The 18,703-nt window shown below is 59.7% G+C and carries 13 protein-coding genes; 5 read left to right on the top strand and 8 right to left on the bottom strand.

All coding sequences use genetic code 11. From position 1 onward, the window contains the following. Window positions 1-116: 116 nt before the first annotated feature. The 7 genes from GJR96_RS17435 to GJR96_RS17405 form a co-directional block, all read right to left on the bottom strand. Entirely contained in the window at window positions 117-1,004 is an 888-nt protein-coding gene (locus GJR96_RS17435; protein ID WP_151164794.1) for a polysaccharide deacetylase family protein, read from the bottom strand. After that, complete coding sequence (gene wecB / locus GJR96_RS17430; RefSeq protein ID WP_151164793.1) at window positions 997-2,082, bottom strand: non-hydrolyzing UDP-N-acetylglucosamine 2-epimerase; 1,086 nt, start codon at window positions 2,080-2,082, stop codon at window positions 997-999. Before wecB ends, GJR96_RS17435 begins: the two co-directional genes overlap by 8 nt. After that, on the bottom strand, window positions 2,075-3,454 hold the full coding sequence (locus GJR96_RS17425; protein ID WP_151164792.1) for a nucleotide sugar dehydrogenase: 1,380 nt from the start codon (window positions 3,452-3,454) through the stop codon (window positions 2,075-2,077). Before GJR96_RS17425 ends, wecB begins: the two co-directional genes overlap by 8 nt. Then, a complete protein-coding gene (locus GJR96_RS17420) occupies window positions 3,451-4,434 on the bottom strand; it encodes a Gfo/Idh/MocA family protein (protein WP_151164791.1) in 984 nt (327 codons plus the stop codon). The genes GJR96_RS17425 and GJR96_RS17420 overlap by 4 nt, the downstream gene beginning before the upstream one ends. Continuing rightward, window positions 4,431-5,534, bottom strand: a complete 1,104-nt coding sequence (locus GJR96_RS17415; protein WP_151164790.1) for a DegT/DnrJ/EryC1/StrS family aminotransferase — start codon at window positions 5,532-5,534, stop codon at window positions 4,431-4,433. Before GJR96_RS17415 ends, GJR96_RS17420 begins: the two co-directional genes overlap by 4 nt. Continuing rightward, entirely contained in the window at window positions 5,531-6,106 is a 576-nt protein-coding gene (locus GJR96_RS17410) for an N-acetyltransferase (RefSeq protein WP_151164789.1), read from the bottom strand. Before GJR96_RS17410 ends, GJR96_RS17415 begins: the two co-directional genes overlap by 4 nt. A 181-nt stretch (window positions 6,107-6,287) precedes the next feature. After that, window positions 6,288-6,875, bottom strand: coding sequence for a metal-dependent hydrolase (locus tag GJR96_RS17405; RefSeq protein WP_151164788.1), 588 nt, complete (start codon window positions 6,873-6,875; stop codon window positions 6,288-6,290). Between the two features lie 335 nt (window positions 6,876-7,210). On the opposite strand from GJR96_RS17405, the gene GJR96_RS17400 reads away from it, so the two are divergent. Together GJR96_RS17400 and GJR96_RS17395 are read left to right on the top strand one after the other, a co-directional pair. Next, window positions 7,211-8,287 (top strand): DUF354 domain-containing protein, encoded by a 1,077-nt coding sequence (locus tag GJR96_RS17400; protein ID WP_151164787.1) that lies wholly within the window; start codon window positions 7,211-7,213, stop codon window positions 8,285-8,287. A gap of 157 nt (window positions 8,288-8,444) precedes the next feature. Then, on the top strand, window positions 8,445-9,503 hold the full coding sequence (locus tag GJR96_RS17395; RefSeq protein ID WP_151164786.1) for a glycosyltransferase family 4 protein: 1,059 nt from the start codon (window positions 8,445-8,447) through the stop codon (window positions 9,501-9,503). A 101-nt stretch (window positions 9,504-9,604) separates the two neighbouring features. Here GJR96_RS17395 and GJR96_RS17390 read toward each other — a convergent pair whose 3' ends face one another. Then, window positions 9,605-11,452: an asparagine synthase-related protein gene (locus tag GJR96_RS17390; RefSeq protein WP_151164785.1), complete on the bottom strand. Its 1,848-nt coding sequence runs from the start codon at window positions 11,450-11,452 to the stop codon at window positions 9,605-9,607. A 326-nt stretch (window positions 11,453-11,778) separates the two neighbouring features. On the opposite strand from GJR96_RS17390, the gene GJR96_RS17385 reads away from it, so the two are divergent. From GJR96_RS17385 to GJR96_RS17375, 3 genes are all read left to right on the top strand, one after another. After that, a complete protein-coding gene (locus tag GJR96_RS17385) occupies window positions 11,779-13,566 on the top strand; it encodes a hypothetical protein (protein WP_151164784.1) in 1,788 nt (595 codons plus the stop codon). Between the two features lie 305 nt (window positions 13,567-13,871). Further along, window positions 13,872-15,389 (top strand): lipopolysaccharide biosynthesis protein, encoded by a 1,518-nt coding sequence (locus GJR96_RS17380; protein WP_151164783.1) that lies wholly within the window; start codon window positions 13,872-13,874, stop codon window positions 15,387-15,389. A 456-nt stretch (window positions 15,390-15,845) separates the two neighbouring features. After that, window positions 15,846-18,662 carry a twin-arginine translocation signal domain-containing protein gene (locus GJR96_RS17375; RefSeq protein WP_151164782.1) on the top strand — a complete coding sequence of 939 codons (2,817 nt, stop codon included), beginning with the start codon at window positions 15,846-15,848 and terminating at the stop codon, window positions 18,660-18,662. Window positions 18,663-18,703 lie beyond the last annotated feature (41 nt).

Genomic DNA, 18,703 nt, shown 5'->3' with positions numbered 1-18,703 from the left:
AGTTGGAGAAATACCGCTCGTGGTGAGTATTCGCTATCGAGAAGTGGCAAGCAGGTGGCTTTGTTATACAGCGAATATCGCGTGCCAGAGTGCTAGCCGCTCCTGTTCGGGCGTCATCATTCGGTCGTCACTACGTTACCGTGTGTGGGCTCGGCGACTTCGAGGAACGCTCGGTAGTAGTCGGCGACGGGGCCGACCCATGCACCTCGTTCGAGCGCCCACTCCACGAGCTGTCGGTAGAGTCGTCGGTAGCCGGGGAACTCGTCTTCGTTGAAGTAGCGCGGGTGCCAGAGGACCGTCATCACCGCGTCGTTCGCTTCGGCCTCGACGAGGAGTCGCTCACACTCGGCCCACGCCGCGTCGAACGAGACGCCGGGGTCGGGAAGTGCGACTTCCATCAGCGTCAGGGGGAACACGACGAACTCGTCGTCGAAGGGCCGAAACGGCTGATAACCGTGCTGGAATCCAACGTCAGTGCTTGACCCGGGACTGGCGTCGTACGTGAGTCCTATCTCACGGTGGAACTCCCACGTGCTGTCACCGAGTTTGAGGTGATGCTGCCGGCCGCCGAGAATCTCGTGGCCGAGAATCGATTCCAACTCGCGTTTTTCGGTGTCAAGTCGGTCGATGTCCTCACACGACCGGAACGACCCGTGCATTCCGACTTCCCACCCGCCGGCGTCGAGGTCCTGGACGAGGTCGACGAGTTCGTCAGACGTGATGTCGTACCGCCCGAAGTGCTCTATCCAGTTCGCTGGGTCGAGTAAGTCTGTGAGCGACCCCGTGCGGAGCAGACTCGGTTCGTCGAGGAAGTAGAACGACGACCGGACACCGAGTTCGCGTTCGAGTTCGACGATGTCCTCGAACTGCCAGTACGGATTCTCGCGGGAGAGGAGTGTCCGGAGGTGATACGCCGGTCGCTCTCTGGTCGCGTAGAAGAGGCTCTGATACGTCTTGTACGGCCGGTCGACGTCGTGCGTCAACAGGAGGGCGAAGTCACTCATCGTCGTACGACGAGAGTGCGTCTTCGATTCGCGCCGCGGCAGTCCCGTCACCGTAGAGAGAGGGTTTCTCCGGGAGTGGGTCGTCCGTCTGGAGTGCCGTTCTGATTGCGACGGCGTCGGCACCGACGAGTGTGTTCCACCCCGCGTCGACTGTCTCGACCCACTCCGTCTCGCCACGGAGGGTGACACAGCGCTTGTCGAGGTAGAACGCTTCTTTCTGGACGCCACCCGAATCGGTCGCGACGCGTTCTGCGCCGTCGAGGAGGCGGACGAAGTCGAGGTAGCCCACCGGGTCTACAAGGAGGATGTTCTCGTTGGTTGTGACTTGCTCCCAGAGGCCTGCCTCGTGGAGGGCGTTCTCGGTTCGTGGGTGGACCGGGAAGACGACTGGTCGACCCGCGTCCGCGAGTCCGGAGACGATGGCTTCCAGTCTCGACCTGTCGTCCGTGTTGGCGGCGCGGTGGACTGTCGCGAGGACGTACTCTCCGTCGCGGAGGCCCATGTCTTCGAGCACCGTCGACCGGTCTCGTGCGGTACTTCGGACTTGTAAGATGGCGTCGTACTGTACGTCGCCGGTCACGTAGACGCCGTCGTGAATTCCCTCGGATTCGAGCGTCAGAGCGGCCGATTCCGACGGCGCGAACAGGAGGTCCGAACAGTGGTCGGTGAGGACGCGATTCACCTCTTCGGGCATTTCCCAGTTGTGACTCCGCAGTCCCGCTTCTACGTGGGCCAAGAGTGGGTCGCGCTTCGACGCGACGAGTGCCGCCGCGAGCGTCGAGTTCGTGTCGCCGTAGACGAGGACCACGTCTGGGTCTTCGTCGGCCACGACTGCGTCGAGTCGATGCATCATCTCCGCCGTCTGGACGGCGTGCGGACCGGAGCCGACACCGAGGTTGTAGTCCGGTTTGGGGATGTCGAGTTCGTCGAAGAACACGCCCGAGAGTGACTCGTCGTAGTGTTGGCCAGTGTGGACGAGCACTTCGTCGTGTTCGCGTCGCAGGGCGGCCGAGACGGGGAATGCCTTGATAAACTGCGGGCGTGCACCGACGACGGACAGAATCTTCAGGTCACTCATGGTTGACTCCGCTTCCTCGGGGACCGACTCCAATCGTGTACACGCGGTGACCGACGTCACCGAGTGTTCCACGCCCGTCGATGACGACCAGGTCGTCGAAGTCGGCCCACTCGATGTCGCCGAACTCTTCGTGCGGCGTGACGACGACGACGGCGTCCAGCGACTTGTTCGGGAGGTCACCGAGTGCGACAGGCGTCGCTCCGAACGAGGCGATGTCGTCGTCGTCGACCATCGGGTCGACTGCGAGGACCGTCGCGCCGTACTCGCTCAGGCGGTCGATGATGCCTGCTGCCGGCGTCGCCCGGGTCTCGGCGACACCGGGTCGGTAGGTCACCCCGAGGACTGCGACAGTCGCGCCATCGATGGTACGGCCAGCGTTCGCGAGTTCGTCACGGAGTGTGTCCGCAGTGAACGCCGGCATACTGTCGTTGACCTCTCGGGCGGTCAGAATCAACGGCGTCTCTGTCGAGACACGACTCGTGATGAAGTACGGGTACCACGGGATGCAGTGACCACCGACGCCGGGGCCGGGTGCGTGGATGTTGCAGTACGGTTGCGTGTTGGCGGCGTCGATGGCTTCCGTCACGTTGATGCCGAGGTCGTCGCGGATGCGAGCGAGTTCGTTCGCGAGTGCGATGTTGACGTCTCGGTAGACGCCCTCGAACAACTTCACGGCCTCCGCAGTCGTGGCGTCACTCACGGCGATGACGTCGTTCGACGTTATCTCGCCGTAGATGAGCGAGGCTGCTCGGGTCGCTTCCGCGTCGACGCCACCGACGATTTTCGGATGCGACTCGGTGATGTCCTGCAACGCTCGCCCCGACGACGTTCGTTCGGGGCAGAACGCGACACCGAACTCGGTGCGTGAGAGACCGCTCTCGGATTCGAGGTACGGGACGACGAGGTCACGACTCGTTCCCGGTGGGACGGTACACTCGACGACGACCATATCTCCGGGTGCGAGTCCCGCAGCGATACTGTCTAGAACCGCCTCGAACGCCGCGAGGTCGGGTTCCCGGTCGTCCGTCAACGGCGTCGGAACGATGATGACGTGAATCGCCGCTTCTTCGGCCGCGGCGACGCTATCGGTCGTGGCCCGTAACGCACCGCGTTCGACCTGTGCTGCGACGAGTTCCGGTAGACCGGGTTCTTTCGCCACGTGGCACTCTCCGTCGTTGACGGTTCGAACCACGTCCGGGTCGATATCCACGCCGACGACGTTTCCCGTCGCCTGTGCGTAGACGGCGGCCAAGGGGAGGCCCATCTTTCCAAGCCCGTAGACGGCGACGGGCACAGCCCCATCCGTGAGGGCCGTTCGCTGTCCCTCTGGGGGCCGCGTCGAGTTGTAGAGGCCAGAACTGCTGGTGGTCATCGTGCCTCCTCAGAGACTTCGACGGTCTGTTCGTTCGCGTGTGCTGCGGCCTTGATACGCTGTGCAATTTCGACTGCACGGAGGCCATCGGCGGCGGAGACAATTACCGGACTGCCCTCTATCGCCGCTTCGATGAACGATTCGAGTTCGTGTTTGAGTGGTTCGCCTGCTTCTATCATCGGCTGCTCCATGACTACCTCGTGGCGGAAGCGGATGTTCCCGTTCTCGCGGAGGTAGTCGGGACGCGACTGGCGGAAAATTTGGACCGACTGGTTCACGTAATCGACCCGAATGAGGCGGTCAGGAGCCGTGATGTCGAGCGTGCGCGTCTTCTGTTGTGTCACTCGACTCGCGGTCAGCGTGCTGACCACTCCGTTCGCGAAGGTCAACTGGGCCGTCGCGTACTGTTCGTCTGCCGCACTCGTCGCTGAGAGTGTCGTAATATCTGAATCGACGAGCGAGAGGACGACGTCGATGTCGTGAATCATGAGGTCCATGATGACCCCGTCGTCGACGTCACGGTTCAGTGGCGGACCGAGTCGATTCGCCGTAATGGCGATTGGTTCGACGTCGTCGAGGATTTTCTCGAGTGAGCGAATCGCGGGGTTGAAGCGCTCGATGTGACCAATCTGGAGGGTCACGCCGTTCCACTCGGCGAGGGCTATGAGTCCTTCCCCCTCCAGTTTGTCGTCGACGAACGGTTTCTCGACGAGGGTGTGGACACCCGCTTCGATGCACTGTCTCGTGATGGACGCGTGGTACGGCGTCGGGACGGCGACGGTGACGACGTCGACTCGTTCGAGCAGTTCGTCGATGGTGAACGCCTCGGTGCCGAAGTCTGCCGCGACTGCGGTAGCACGCTCGTGGTCGGCGTCGGCGATGCCGACAAGTTCGACACCGCGAAGTTCGGAGTAGACACGAGCGTGATTGGTTCCCATGGCACCGACCCCGATGACGCCGGCAGCAACGGAGCGTCTCATGTCGTCACCTCTAGGTAGTTCGTGACTGTTTTGCCGACGCGTTCGACGTCCTCTGCACTGAGCCCGGGGTGAACCGGAAGCGAGAGGACGCGTTTTGCGACCGACTCGGCGACCGGTGCGGACACCGAGAGGTGCTTGTAGGGTGCTTGCTCGTGAACGGGCTTGGGGTAGTACACGCCCGTTCCGATGTTGTTCGCATCGAGGTACGATTTGAGCGCGTCGCGCCCGACGTCGTCGCACTGGACGGTGTACTGGTGGAAGACGTGCGTTCTGCCCGGTGGAGTGACCGGCGTCGTGACCGGAGCATCTTCGAGGTACTCCGTGAGTGCGGCGGCGTTCCGCTGCCGAGCAGTGGTAAAATCAGGGAGCTTTTCGAGTTGGGCGCGTCCGATGGCGGCGGCGATACTCGTCATCCGGAAGTTGTGACCAACCTCCCCGTGTTCGTATCCTGAGACACGGCCGTGGTCAACGAACCGAGCGGCGCGTTCTGCGACGTCGGCGTGGTTCGTGGTAATCATCCCACCCTCGCTCGTGGTCATGTTCTTCGTCGGGTAGAAGGAGAAGCACGCCGCGTCTCCGAACGACCCGACGCGCTGGCCATTGACTTCGGCCCCGTGCGCCTGCGCGGCGTCTTCCACGAGGAGGAAGTCGTAGGTCTCTGCGAGTTCAGTGAGTCGAGTCATGTCGGCCGGGAGGCCGTACAGGTGGACTGCGATGACCGCATCGACCTGTTCGCCGCTCCGAAGTCGCGCTTCGAGTGCGTCCGGGTCGATGTTGTACGTCTCGGGGTCGATGTCGACGAACCCCACGTCCGCGCCAGTGAACGTGACGGCGTTGGCCGTCGCGATAAACGTGAAGGGCGTCGTCAGGACGCGGTCTCCCGGGCCGATGCCGAGTGCGTGGAGTGCGGCGTGGAGGGCAGTGGTTCCGTTCGACGTTGCGACACCGTGGTCGGCCCCACAGTAACCTGCGAACTCTCGCTCGAAGCCTCTGACTTCGGGGCCGTCGGCGATGATGCCGCTGTCGAGGACGGTTTCGATTCGGTCTCTCTCTTCCGCACCGAGTTGGGGTGCGGCGATGGAAATGTGCTCGTCAGTCATCGTCCAATCTTGTTGTCTCCTGTGAGTGGTTCTGGCAACTCGCGATGCACGGCGGGTGCACCGACTGCGAGTGTGCGCGGCGGTACGTCGTCTACTACGACGGCACCCGCGGCGACGAACGCTCCCTCGCCGATTGTCACGCCCGGCAAGAGTGTCGCGTTCGCGCCGATGGAGGCGTTGTTCTCGATGGTCGGACCAACGAGTTCGGCGTCGGTGCGAATGGGGTACGGGTCGTTCGTCATCACGACGCCCGGACCGACGAAGACATCGTCGCCGATGCGGGTGTGCGTGGGAATGTAGACGTTGGTCTGGATGCTGACTCGCGACCCGATAGTCGTGGTTCCGTCGACGACAGTCTCGGTTCCGAGGAGCACGTGGTCGCCGATAGTCGTCTGCTCTCGAACGAGGACGTTGTGTCCGGTGACGAAGTCGTCGCCGATGGTCACGTCGTGGTAGATGATGCTCCCGGACCGAATCCGGGCGCGCGCCCCGATTACGGGGCGTTCACCGTCACCGTAGCCAATCGTGACGCCGTCGTCGACGTTCGATTCACTACCCAGTTCGACGCTCATCGACCGACACCTCCGGTGGGTCGGCCGTGAGTGAACGAGTGTGTCGTCTCGGCGGGGGCCGAGTCGGCGGTAAAATTGTCGTTTTCATGGTATCTCGGCGGGGAGTCTGCCTGCCTTGCAGAAAATCAGTCTCGGTAATGGCTTTGTTATGGAGTGATTGCTCACCAGTTTGGGCTGGTGGTCACCTCGTAACGCTTCGCCGAATTCCGTTCATAGAGCGCTTCACGAGGCTCAAACCGGGCCGTCCGTCGGAGACCCACGCGAGGAAGGCACTCCCGAGCAAGATACCTTCGAAGAGGAGGTACGCCCACGCCTCGGGTTGGCGGAGGTAGACGAGGAATCGACTCAAGTAGTACCACGTCTGTGTGAACAATCCCGCTGCCGACGAGTCAGGCCCGTGCGAGATGGGCCACAGGAACGACCCGAGGGCACCGTAATTCCCGAAGAAGAACCCGCTGTAGAACAGGTCTGCGGGGATGTGCGAGAGGTATCCGAGGGCGAACGCGACACCGACTGTCGTCACCTCAAACCGCCGAGCGACGAGGACGACGAGAATCGAGAGTGGAACCGAGACGAAAATCGAGTGTGCCACCGAGATACCACTCGGGAGGATGTCCAGCGACCACGCGAGCGGTTTGTCTACGAGGTCGGGAAACTGCGTTCCGACGAGAACGGCGATTGCGGCACGGCTATCGAGGGGGCGCTTCGCCACGCGCGACCACACCGAGACGAGGAGGTACCCGACGGCGACGTGCTCCCACGGCCACATCTACGTGTCTCCTCCGCGGTCGGTCGTCGAGTTCGTTCGAGGACGGGTAGAACCCAGCGTGAACGCGCGCAGGGTGGTGTGCGAAGTGTCTGTTGGGGACATGTGGTTGTTGCTGTGAACTGCTGCGCGTCGCCGGTGACAAAGACGACAGCATCCCGGTTCGGTGCACAGCAGCAGCGTCGTGAGACAGAAAGCCACTCGGTCGTTTTGTTATGCCGACTGTAACGGGCGAGTTACCCACGCTGACCCGTTGGAACAGTACTAACTTGGGTACTACTGGCTAGTAGATGCCGAATAACTACTTTTGCTCGTGGCGTCCCCTCCCGATAGAGAATATGCGCTACCTGTTCTTCACCAACACACCTGCTCAAGTCCACCTCTACAAGTATGCCGTCAGAGAACTTCGACGACGGGGCCACGACGTACTCATCCTTGGTCGTGATTATGGTTGTACCAAAGACCTCCTCGAGTACTACGACCTCCCACACCGAATTTACGGGTCCTGTGGGACGACCAAGTACTCGGTGTTCACCTCACTGCCGTTCCACTACGTGAACATCTTCAGAGAAGTGCGTCGGTTCAAGCCCGACCTCATCTTCGGGATGGGTGGGTACGCCGCCCACGCTGGCGCACTGTCGAGGACGCCGGTTATCCTCGTCGTCGACTCTGAACCGGATTCGCTCGACCACATCGTGTCACGCCCGTTCGCGAAGGCGATACTGACGCCGCACACGTTTGGAAAGGAAATCTCGGAGAACCACTACCAGTTCCACGGGTTCAAAGAGACGGCATACTTACATCCCGACGTGTACGAACCCTCGTTCGACGTTCGAGACGAACTAGGTCTCGGCCCCGACGAGCGATACGTTGTCGTCCGGTTCAACGCCTTTGGGTCCCACCACGACGTTGGTCACCAGGGGTTCACTCCCGAGCGTCGACGGGAACTGCTCGAGATGCTGAGTGAGCACGCCACTGTCTTCGTCCTCGATGAGAGCGAAGAACGGCGCGACGACGGTGAGGCCCGTTCGGTCGACTTCCACCCTGCGCTCGTTCACGACGTATTGGCCGAAGCAGACCTGCTCGTCGCAGATTCACAGACGATGGTGACGGAAGCAGCCCTTCTCGGGACACCCGCAATCCGGTCGAACTCGTTCGTCGGCGAGAACGACATGAGAAACTTCGTCGAACTCGAACGTCAGGGACTCATCTCCAACCTCGAATCCTTCGAAGAGGTACTAGAGAAGGCGGAGACGCTGCTCACCGAAGAGGGGACGAAGCAGCGCTATCAAACCCGCAGAGACGAGTTCCTCGCTGACAAGGTCAACTTGACTGACGTCATCGTTCAGGTCGCGTTGAACTACGGGTCTGTCGAGACTGTCGAGTCACTCTCGCGGCACACCGTCCCGGTGTAACGAGCCACGCCTTCTTTTGGTTGGGATGGGTTTCCCGGAGACGGTTCCGTGGCGCACACGCGTAATACACGGTCAATCGACTCATAACTAACCACCCGACGGCCCAATTTTTGTATCGACTGACGCACCGAGATGCGTCTCGACTATACCCCTCACTATGAACGAAAAAAAGAAACTCCTCATCGTCGGTCCACGAGGGACCGGCGGCATCGACCAGTACATCACCGAACAACGTCGATATCTTGAAGACCGAATGATCGTGCGGCTATACACGCGGTACACTGCTCCGAAGGGCGAGGGTCTCGAACGCGCAGTTCGGATGATTCTCTCGTCGATTCTGGCGATTCTCTTGTTTCCGTTCCAGCGTCGTCCGGATATCGTCCACGTCCACTCGTCACATACGTATTCGTTCTATCGCTCGGCCTTTTTCGTCCTCTTTTCGGCATACGTCTGGCGGGTCCCCGTCGTCCTCCACATCCACGGGTCGTCGTTCGACGAGTTCCTCGAAACTGACTCACTCCTCATTCGTCGACTTCAGTCACTTGTCTTCGACACTGTCGACGACGTCGTCGTCCTCTCGGAATACTGGCGCGGTCTCGTCTCTCAGCGGGCGAATCACGACAAGGTTCACGTCATGGCGAATGCTGTCGAACCCGCCGAGTACGAACCGACGTTCCGGGCCGACCCCGTCCACATCGTCTTCGTCTCGAACCTCATCGAGCGGAAGGGAATCGGCGAGTTACTCGACGCCATCGAGGCCTTAGAGGCGATGCCAGACCTCTCGTTCAAGGTGAGCATCGGTGGTCGTGGCCCCTACGCGGAACGGGCCGAAGCAGTCGCTGAAGCGTACGACAACGTGGAATACCTCGGGTTCCTCTCTGAGAAAGAGAAACGTAACCTCCTCAGCAGGGGAACGGTCTTCGTGTTGCCGACGTACGCCGAGGGACTCCCAATCGCGATGCTCGAAGGGATGGCCGGTGGGAATGCAATTGTGTCGACGCCCGTGGGTAGCATCCCCGAAGTCATCACCGACGAGCATGGCATCCTGGTCACGCCAGGCGACGCTGACGAACTCACGCAGGCACTCGTTTGGCTCGTCTCGACCCCCGACGAGGCGGTTCAGATGGGCCGCAGAAATAGACGACTTATCGAAGAACGCTACTCGTGGGAATCGAATGCGAACGATCTGGTGGAGATGTACGCCCACGCAAACTAAGCTCCTCTTCTCTCCTCGACTGGCAACTTCAGCACACGCTCATCGGTCGAGTGACGGTCGTTCTCAGAAAAATAGACGGCTCCGAGGAGCGGTGGTCTCGGTCAGACAGTCTGTGCGGTATTTTCCGCCGCTCGAACAGAAGACTCGCCGTCTCGTTCGTCTACTCCCTCGCGGTCGATGTACTTGCGGACCCAGAGTTCGCCAGTGATGATACCGGAGATGGTGCTCATGTGCTCGGCTTCTCCGGTCATCTCTTCGCGCTGCAGGCGGTGAATTTCTTCGGCATCGAAGTACGGGCGGTCGCACGCGGAAGCGAGTAGGTCGTCGATTCGTTCGCGGACATCTCTGTTCTCCCGGTACCAGGTGCCGACCATCGAACGGCCGCCGTAGGTATGGATGTCGCTGTCGATGAGCCCACGAAGTCGGTCGACCGAGGTCCCGACCACGAATCCAACCGCGTGTTGCCACATGGGTCGGGACGGGGGGACTTTTGTTCGCTCGTAGGGGATCGACGCCAATCGCTCATCGAGTCGGCGGACCAATTCCACTTTCGGATACGCGGTTCCCGCAGGAATCTTCCCGTTCGTGAACGGAATCGATGCGACGCGGTGGGAAAGCGGCATCCTCGTGACCGCTTGGAGGAACTGCGTGTCGCTGAACGGAACGCGAGTCCCAGCCTGACTCTCGGCAATGGGGTTGCTCGCGAAGTCGCACCGTGGGAAGTAGTTGCGATAGTAGCAGTCCAGCGCGGTACTGAAGAGGTCTGGCTGGTCGCTCTTGCGGACCTCCTCACGATACGTGGTCATCGGATCGAAGTCTGTCCGGAGGAGACGCCGTGCGTCGTCGACATCGACCCGGTGCTTTGCGCGGTAGAGTGCTGCTTCGGGGGAACTACTCTGTTCAATAGCTGCCTGTCCGATTCCATCGCCCATCATTCCGCCTTGCCCGCACCCTTCGATAATGATATCTGGCATGTCGGGGATGTTGAACACCGTCGAGAGGTTGGTGAACGTCGAGAGCCCGACCATCCCACTCGTCAACTGCACAGACTTCTCGAAGGAATCGACGAACCGGTCAGATTCTATCTTCACCCGCTTATTTTCGAGACCGAGGATATCTGAGATACGGCCAGCGAGTTCGAGATTGCTCCCGTTCGCGGGGTTCGAGTCGTAGGTGTACGTCGTGATGTCGTGGTATCGACTCAGCTCACCGGCCATCGACCGGCTGTCCAACCCGCCAGAGAGCCAAAGACCGATGTCGCCGTCGATGGTCGCCGCCATGTCCGCAATGACCGATTGATACGCCTCCGTGAGGTCGTCGAGGTACGAGTCGTCGGGACTCTGCACGAACGAGTGGTGCCAGTAGGACTCGATTTCGCACCCGTCGCCGGCTTCGTACTGAAGGATAGAGCCAGACGGGAGGAAGTTGATTCCTTGAACGAGCGTCTTTTCACCCCACACGTGCCCGATCATGAGCAAGTCACTGATCGCGCGTTCGTCGACCTGTGGGTCGTCTAGGAGCATGGTCAGCGCGCCGACTTCGGTACCGAACGCGAATGGTTCTCCGTCGATGTAGAAGCACTGGCGAGTCCCGAGTTTGTCGCTAGCGATGACCACGCGGTCGGTGTCGTCGTCCATGGCCGTGATGAGGAACGTCCCATCGAGTTCTGGGAGCAGCGCCTGTGGCTCGTCGAGGACGCGTTCGAACAACGACCCGACGTCGAGGCCGAGTTCGTCGAGGTTCGTCACGACACCGTAGATGGCTCCGGAACGAGAACCATCTTTCCAGGAGGTAAAGCCGTTCGGGTCTTTCTCGCCGTGGTGAAGGGCTGTCAATCCGAGGTCACCAGTGTGGAACGACGCTTGTTCGTACCAGTCTTCGCGGTACAACTCGGCGGCACACGATTCGAGGGACGTGCTTTCGAGGTGACCACCGACGAACCCTGTCATGGTCGCACCTCAGTGTGCGGGTGTGTACCGTCATGGGTCGGGACTGCTGTGGATAACATCGATACCAAGATATCCGCGTGCGTCGGGTTTTGTTATCACGCACCTATACGTTGCGAGTGATATTCAGGTACTCTGATACGTCGGTTCTGTGCCTACTCTTGGACGTCTGTTCGCCGTACAGCTCCGTTTGGGGATCAAGGGATTCTTGAGATGTAGTTCGCCTCCGGGATGTCGGAGTCGGCGGACTCGCGTCCGTGGTTCGATTTCGTGATGACCTGCGATTACATTCTCAATAACAATCTACGCTACTCACCATCTGTCAGAGGATGAAGAACCGTAGTTCACGGCTTCCGAGGATCCTGCTTATATTCGGGTTCCTCGCGGTAGTCATCTCTGTTCTCGTCGCTCACGCGTCGCCAGCGCGTGGCTACGAGGTTTCGATATACCAGTCGACGCCAGTGGGTTTTTGGGTGGGTGTCGCTATCGCACTCTCGGTGTCACTTGTCGTCGTTGTCAGTACTCCGACTAGCCGCTACGCAGTCGGTGGAGTCGCGCTTGCAGGGGTGGCAATCACTGCTGTTTCAGCCCTCCCACTCATCCGGCGGTACCACTTTTACGGTTTCAACGATTCGTTGACGCACCTCGGTTGGGCGAAGGGACTGTCCGCGGGGACCATTCCGACGGTCGAAACCATCTACCCGAGTGGCCACATTTCGGCTGGGATGTTCAGTTCGGTCCTCGGACTCGAGATTACACAGACGATGATGCTCGTTGTCCTGTTCCTCTCGCTCACCTACCTCGTCTTCGTGCCCCTCATCGTCCACATGATCGTCCCTGACCGGAGAGCCGTCCTCATTGGTGTGTTCTCTGCGCTCTTGTTCCTCCCGGTGAACCTCAACGGGTTCAAGCTCATGTTCTTCCCGTACTCACTGGCAACGTTCTTGGGAATGATACTTCTGTACCTCTTCTTCAAGCACCAGTTTTCGGTGGACGAGGCCGAAGTCGGGTGGCAGCGCCACGTCACGCCAACCTCCGTATTATTCGTTATCGGGAGCGTCGCTCTGGTGACGTACCATATTCAAGCCGCTGCGAACTTCCTCGTCTTGTTCGCTGTGGCGTCGGTACTCCAGTTCGTCTATTCTCGAAAGACAGAGACGTACGTGTTGACACAACGTCCAGTTTACGGGCTGACGGTCGCGTTCGCACTCGTGTTCTCTCTCTGGATGGCGCAGTACACGGTCGGGTTCTCCACCGGCGGGCTCTTCATCGATTCCATCCTCGGCGTGTTTTCGGGCGACTCGGGAACTGGGACCGCGATTTCCCAGCGGACCGAATCAGTCTCAGCAGTTGGTGGTGGCCTCTTGGAGGTCTTCGTCAAACTGTTCCTCCTCAAAGCAGTGTACGCGCTCGTCACGCTTGGTGTCTTCGTGGGCCTCTTGTTCGGACGGTTCAGCGATGTCGACGAGCGTGGCCGCTTCATCTTACGAACGCTGACGTTCGGACTCGCCGTGTTAGTCCCATACTTCTTCGCAAACCTCTTCGGGTCCATCTCTGAGACGAATTTCTTCTTCCGCCACGTGGGATTCGCGATGGCACTGTCGACGATCGTGGGAAGCGTTGGCCTGTACTACGTCTTTGGAGCGCTCTCGACAAGCACGTACGGCACGCGACTAAAGAGCGGTGCACCAGTGCCGGGACTCGTGGTTTTCGCGGTTGCATTGTTAGTGGTGTTCCCGTCACCGTACATTTACCTCCCGTCGAACCACGTCCCCGAACAACAGTTCCAGGCACACGATTCAGCGTTTACGGTGGCTGACGAAGACATTCGGTTCGTTGGAATCCGAGACAACCCCGGTCGGTTCGTTGACGCGCTCCCTGAACGCCAACCCCCGGCTCTTGGGTTCAGGACTCCAGAGGAAGCGCTCTCTGACTTACCCGCGTACTACGATGGCCCGAGATACTTGATGGTGTCTCAAACGGACTACGACCGAGAAGTAATCGCGTATCGAGAGCTCCGTTACTCCGAGAAGAGCCTCTCTGCGGTCGAGAACCAACCGAAGGTCAACCGCGTCATCTCGAACGGTGCTGCCGACCTATACTATATTAGCGAGTGACGCAAGACAACCCTCCTTAGCAAGGACCCCCCGTCCACCCCGTGGGTCGGGGCAGGTGCTGTCGACTCTCGTGCTGTTGATACTCGTGGTAGGGCAGGTTCGGTCCCCGACCCGACAGTGTGAGGTAAGCCATCCACTTCTGGAAGTAGCTTCATTTTGTATTCGTGCAAGCAGCACCTACCGGAAGTCTTCGAACTAGTAGCCAGCTAATAATTAATCACCTCGTGGACGGATGAACGTATGGATACAATCGCGTGAGCGCGAGTGAAAGCGGAACTCACTCGGTTTGACACAATGTATTTGAAATGATTGATAAGATTTGCTCGGCAATTCGGACCATCCAACGACGGTTCGTTCCTGGTGGTGGTGGTGGACTAGCGGAGCGGACGGTGAAGAGCGGAATGTGGGTCTCGGCGATGAACATCCTCGACCGTGTGCTAAAGGTCGTCATGTTCATCGTGCTCGCCCGACTGCTCGGCCCCCAAGCCATCGGGTTGATGGGTATCGCCCTTCTCACGATTTCGGCACTGCTGAGCCTCACGAACCTCGGTATCGATGCGGCGCTCATCCAGCGTATCGAAGACGACGTCGACGAGTATCTGAACACGATGTTCACGCTGGAGATTCTCCGAGGAGTCACGATGAGCGCAATCCTCTACCTGTCAGCACCGGCTCTCGCGTCGCTATTCGGTGAACCTGCGGCGAGAGACCTCATCCGGGCAATTGCGCTCGTCCCGATTTTCCTCGGGTTGCGTAACCCCGGGATGGTCTACTTCAAGAAGGATCTCCAATTCCACAAGGAGTTCACCTACCGAGTCAGCGGCACTGCCGCCTACGTCGTGGTCGCTCTCGGCTACGCCGCAGTCAGCCCGACCGTGTGGGCGCTCGTCTTCGGGTACCTCGCCGACGCGTCGGTTCGCGCGCTTAGTACGTACTTCCTTCACCCGTACCGTCCGCGTCCGGCGCTCAATCGGAGCCACGCCGCCGAACTCATCGGCTATGGGAAGTGGGTAACTGGGTCGTCTATCGTCGAGTTCCTCTACGGTCAGGGAGACGACGCCATCGTCGGGTGGATTCTCACGGCGACTTCGCTTGGGTACTACCAGCTGGCCTACCGAATATCTAACGCGCCGGCTACTGAGATTGCAGTCGTCGTCTCGAGCGTGATGTTCTCAACGTACTCGAAACTCCAAGAGGAACAACTCGCCCTCAGAGAGGCGTTCTTCAGCACGTTCAGGTTAACCGCGTTCGTGGCACTGCCGATGTCTATCGGGATCCTCCTCGTCGCGCCGTCGTTCGTCGGGACGTTCCTCGGTCCCGATTGGCTCCCGATGGTCACGACCATGCAGATTCTCGTCGCCTACGGGCTCTTTCGGACCCTCTTTGCGACGTTCAATCCTGTCTGGCGAGCGGTCGGTCGTCCGGATATCCAGACAAAACTTGGTGTCCTTCGCGTGGTGCTCCTCGCCATCATCGTCGTTCCGATGACGAGTTCATTCGGTATCGAGGGGACTGCCTTGGCTGTCACCGGCATCCTCGCGTTCCCGATGGTCCCGTTGTACGCACGCGAGATGAAGAAGACGCTCGGGACTACCTACCGCCGCTTCCTTCGTGAGATGTCGTTTCCGCTACTGGCAACCGGTCTGATGGCCATCGCGGTGCTTGCAGTCCAGAACCAGGTTGGGTCTCCGCTCTTGGAATTCTTCGTGTTGGTTCTGACTGGAATCCTCGCGTACGTGGTCAGTGCAGTGTCCATCATGAGCGTCTTCGACTGGCGAGTCAAGCAGAATCTGAAAGATCTGGCCTCTATCGTGTCGAAGTAGACCTGGGGCCTCCCAAATTGATTCATCGCCGAGTTCCTCACTCGATTCGGCTGACTTTCATTGGTACCTGAACGTCAAATGTGAATTGAATCGTTGTGTCTGTCCAGAACGTGTCGCCTCGACAGAATGAGTGCCGCCGCAAGACTCACAGGGAGAATAATTACCAGTTTCTGTATATATTATCTTGGGATGGGAGAGAACAGACTTTGAATATGGATGGAAATGGTGTACCTTGATTAACCGGGATAATTATGATTAAGAGAATGTTATTTTGCTCGTAAGACGGTCGTCCTATCTCATTCTTCAAACAATTAATCTGCCGAATCCAATGTGTGAGACTAATGAGCAACTGATATACAACTGATGGACATCTGGACCGGTTCTGTACACAAATGCAGCGAATCCATTTCTACCTCGTAATAATGATTATCGTGTTAACGAGGGCTTTCCTCGTGTATGGTACGATTAACAGATGGAGGCGACGACGAATCTGCCGAAGATTCCGACTCCATCCTCGAATCGCAACTCAACAGACGGAATTACCTCAAAATCGGTGCTGCAGCAGCAGCATCAGCCGCCCTCCCTGCCGGCGTCGCGTCGGCTGCGTCTGGTCCAGAGGAGCGCTTCGGTATCCAATGGGACCGCGTCGTCAACGCGGTGGACGACCTTGGAATGGACCCCAACGGAAACGACCCGATCGACAATCAACTCGACGCTGCCTACGGCAGCGGGACGCTCATCGAATTCCCTCCCGGAGAGTATCTCGTCACCAGTACGTTGTCCGCGAACGACAACGTCTCGCGCTTCGGGATGGTCGGGACTGGCGGCTCGCACAAAGACGTGCAGTTTGTCTTCCCGCCAGGAAACAACGGTGAGAAGTTCAGGTTCATCCAAATCACGAGTGGGGACCACCACGTCCTGAAGAACTTCTCCATCCAGCAGACCGACGACGACACCACGAGTGCCGACATTTGGCTCGCGAACGACGATGGGGCACTCATCGAGGACGTCGAGTGGCTCGGCCGAACCCCCTCTGACAACTACGCTCGCCGCCAGCTCCTCGCGTACGACTGTTCGTCGGTCGACGGTGTCAACGTCGGCCGGCGCATCTACATGCGCGAAGGTGCAGTAATACCGGGGTACCCCGACGGTGTCGCGGGTATCCGTGTCCAGGGTGGCTCTGTCGGTGAGATTCGACTCGTCGACTGTCACATCGAACAGCGTGGGTCGTCGTCGTTCCGCGCGACGCACACGCGGGGTGTGCTCCGCGTCGAGGGCGGGTTGTTCAAAAACAACGACAACACCAACATGCGAATCTCCGGCGGTGACCACCCGTCGAAGCAGTCGTGGATCAAGGGTGCGACGATGGTCGTCGACGCCGACAACCTCAACGAACACGCGCGCGACGGTGACCAACTTGAGAGTCCGACTGGTCTCTTGGTCGACTCGACGGGCAACGGATACTCCGGACTACTCATCGAGGACTGTGACTTCATCTACAAGTCGAGTCCTGCGGGGCGTGGCGTCATCTCGACGTCACCCCCCTCGTGGGGTGGCCACGGCAGCTTCACGCTCCGCAACTGTCGCATCCAGAACGACACGTCGCTCCAGACGATTCAGGCATACTCCGTCGACACAAGCGAAACTGACACGCCGTGGGGTGTGAACCTCGAAAACGTCTCCATCACGGGGGATGCCACCTCCCAGCCGGCTGGTGCCGCAGTCCATCTCGACGCTAACCGTGACGGCTCGACCATTCAGAACAGTTGTATCCACCTCCCGAACGGCGACGTCAGCGGTGTCCGCATCGACGACTCCTCCAACTGTGAGATCGTGGACACGAACATCAACGTCACCGGTCAGGCGACGGTGTTCAACAGTGCAGACGTCGATACGAGCAACATCACCAGCAGCGACTCGTGTCCTCTGCCGAGCGCGGACAGTAGCACGAGCGATAGCTCGACGTCCGATAACACCTCGACGGACTCGACGACAGACTCGACGACGGACTCCACCACGGAGCCGCTTCCGAACGACCTCCGTATCGTCGGGACGGGGACGCAGACGCAGTACGAATTCACTGTCACTGACGCGCTCCAGCCAGTAGATGGTACTGTCGAAGAGTGGGACGACGTGACCAGTACGTCGGCAACCGGATGGATCACGACCGCCGGTTCCGAGGACACGTTCACGTTCTCGGGTGACGTGTCGTCGTTCTCGTTCCTCGAGGGCGAAGCTGAAATCTACGTAAACGGTGAGCAGGTCACGGCGAGTACCATCACGGATGCGACGAGTGATTCTACGTCGGACTCGACGAGTGATTCTACGTCGGACTCGACGAGTGATTCTACGTCGGACTCGACGAGTGATTCTACGTCGGACTCGACGAGTGATTCTACGTCGCACGAACTCCGTATCGTCGGAACAGGGACGCAGGCGCAGTACGAGTTCACCGTCAGCGATTCGCTGCAAGCGGTCGACAGCACGATCGAGTCGTGGGACGACGTCTCCAGCACCTCGGCGACGGGGTGGGTCACTACCGACGGCGTCGCCGACGTCTACAACTTCACTGGCGACGTCACCTCGTTCTCGTGGCTTGGTGGTGAGGCCGACCTCTACGTCGACGGGCAGCAGGTCACGGTGAGTACCATCACGGATGCGACGAGTGGTAGTTCGTCGACGGACTCGAGCACCGACTCCGCGACGGACTCATCGACGGACTCGAGCACCGACTCCGCGACGGACTCATCGACGGACTCGTCGACTGACGAACCTCTTCCGAACGAGCTTCGCATCGTCGGAACGGGGACGCAGGCGCAGTACGAGTTTGCGGTCAGTGATTCGCTGCAGGCGGTCGACAGCACGATCGAGTCGTGGGACGACGTCTCCAGCACCTCGGCGACGGGGTGGGTCACCACCGACGGCGTCGCCGACGTCTACAACTTCACTGGCGACGTCACCTCGTTCTCGTTCCTGGAAGGTCAGGCTGATGTCTACGTCAACGGGACGCAGGTGGACCCCGAAGTTTTCTCCCTGCCGAACCGCCTCGTCGTCAATGGAGATGGCACAGAGACGAAGTACAACCTCAAGGTGTCGGGTCAAATCATGAACGACCCCCTCGTCGGCGCAATCGAGAGTGCGGACACCGTGTCCGACGACAGAGTCAGAGGTACTGTCACGGAAGACAGCGACGCATTCCGCTTCTCGGGTGACATCTCGCAACTGACTCTAGCTGGCGACGCATCGCTCGTGTTCGAAGACAACGACGGGTAACATCGATTCCCGTTCGACCGCTACTGTGACGACTCCGGTCG

Source organism: Haloferax litoreum (assembly GCF_009674605.1).
GTDB lineage: Archaea > Halobacteriota > Halobacteria > Halobacteriales > Haloferacaceae > Haloferax > Haloferax litoreum.
The sequence above is the reverse complement of the archived record's forward strand: the minus strand, read 5'-3'. Positions and strand labels throughout refer to the sequence as shown.

Coding starts and splice junctions, on each gene's coding strand:
- GJR96_RS17435 (WP_151164794.1), bottom strand. CDS start 1,004: ATGAGTGACTTCGCCCTCCTGTTGACGCACGACGTCGACCGGCCGTAC.
- wecB (WP_151164793.1), bottom strand. CDS start 2,082: ATGAGTGACCTGAAGATTCTGTCCGTCGTCGGTGCACGCCCGCAGTTT.
- GJR96_RS17425 (WP_151164792.1), bottom strand. CDS start 3,454: ATGACCACCAGCAGTTCTGGCCTCTACAACTCGACGCGGCCCCCAGAG.
- GJR96_RS17420 (WP_151164791.1), bottom strand. CDS start 4,434: ATGAGACGCTCCGTTGCTGCCGGCGTCATCGGGGTCGGTGCCATGGGA.
- GJR96_RS17415 (WP_151164790.1), bottom strand. CDS start 5,534: ATGACTGACGAGCACATTTCCATCGCCGCACCCCAACTCGGTGCGGAA.
- GJR96_RS17410 (WP_151164789.1), bottom strand. CDS start 6,106: ATGAGCGTCGAACTGGGTAGTGAATCGAACGTCGACGACGGCGTCACG.
- GJR96_RS17405 (WP_151164788.1), bottom strand. CDS start 6,875: ATGTGGCCGTGGGAGCACGTCGCCGTCGGGTACCTCCTCGTCTCGGTG.
- GJR96_RS17400 (WP_151164787.1), top strand. CDS start 7,211: ATGCGCTACCTGTTCTTCACCAACACACCTGCTCAAGTCCACCTCTAC.
- GJR96_RS17395 (WP_151164786.1), top strand. CDS start 8,445: ATGAACGAAAAAAAGAAACTCCTCATCGTCGGTCCACGAGGGACCGGC.
- GJR96_RS17390 (WP_151164785.1), bottom strand. CDS start 11,452: ATGACAGGGTTCGTCGGTGGTCACCTCGAAAGCACGTCCCTCGAATCG.
- GJR96_RS17385 (WP_151164784.1), top strand. CDS start 11,779: ATGAAGAACCGTAGTTCACGGCTTCCGAGGATCCTGCTTATATTCGGG.
- GJR96_RS17380 (WP_151164783.1), top strand. CDS start 13,872: ATGATTGATAAGATTTGCTCGGCAATTCGGACCATCCAACGACGGTTC.
- GJR96_RS17375 (WP_151164782.1), top strand. CDS start 15,846: ATGGTACGATTAACAGATGGAGGCGACGACGAATCTGCCGAAGATTCC.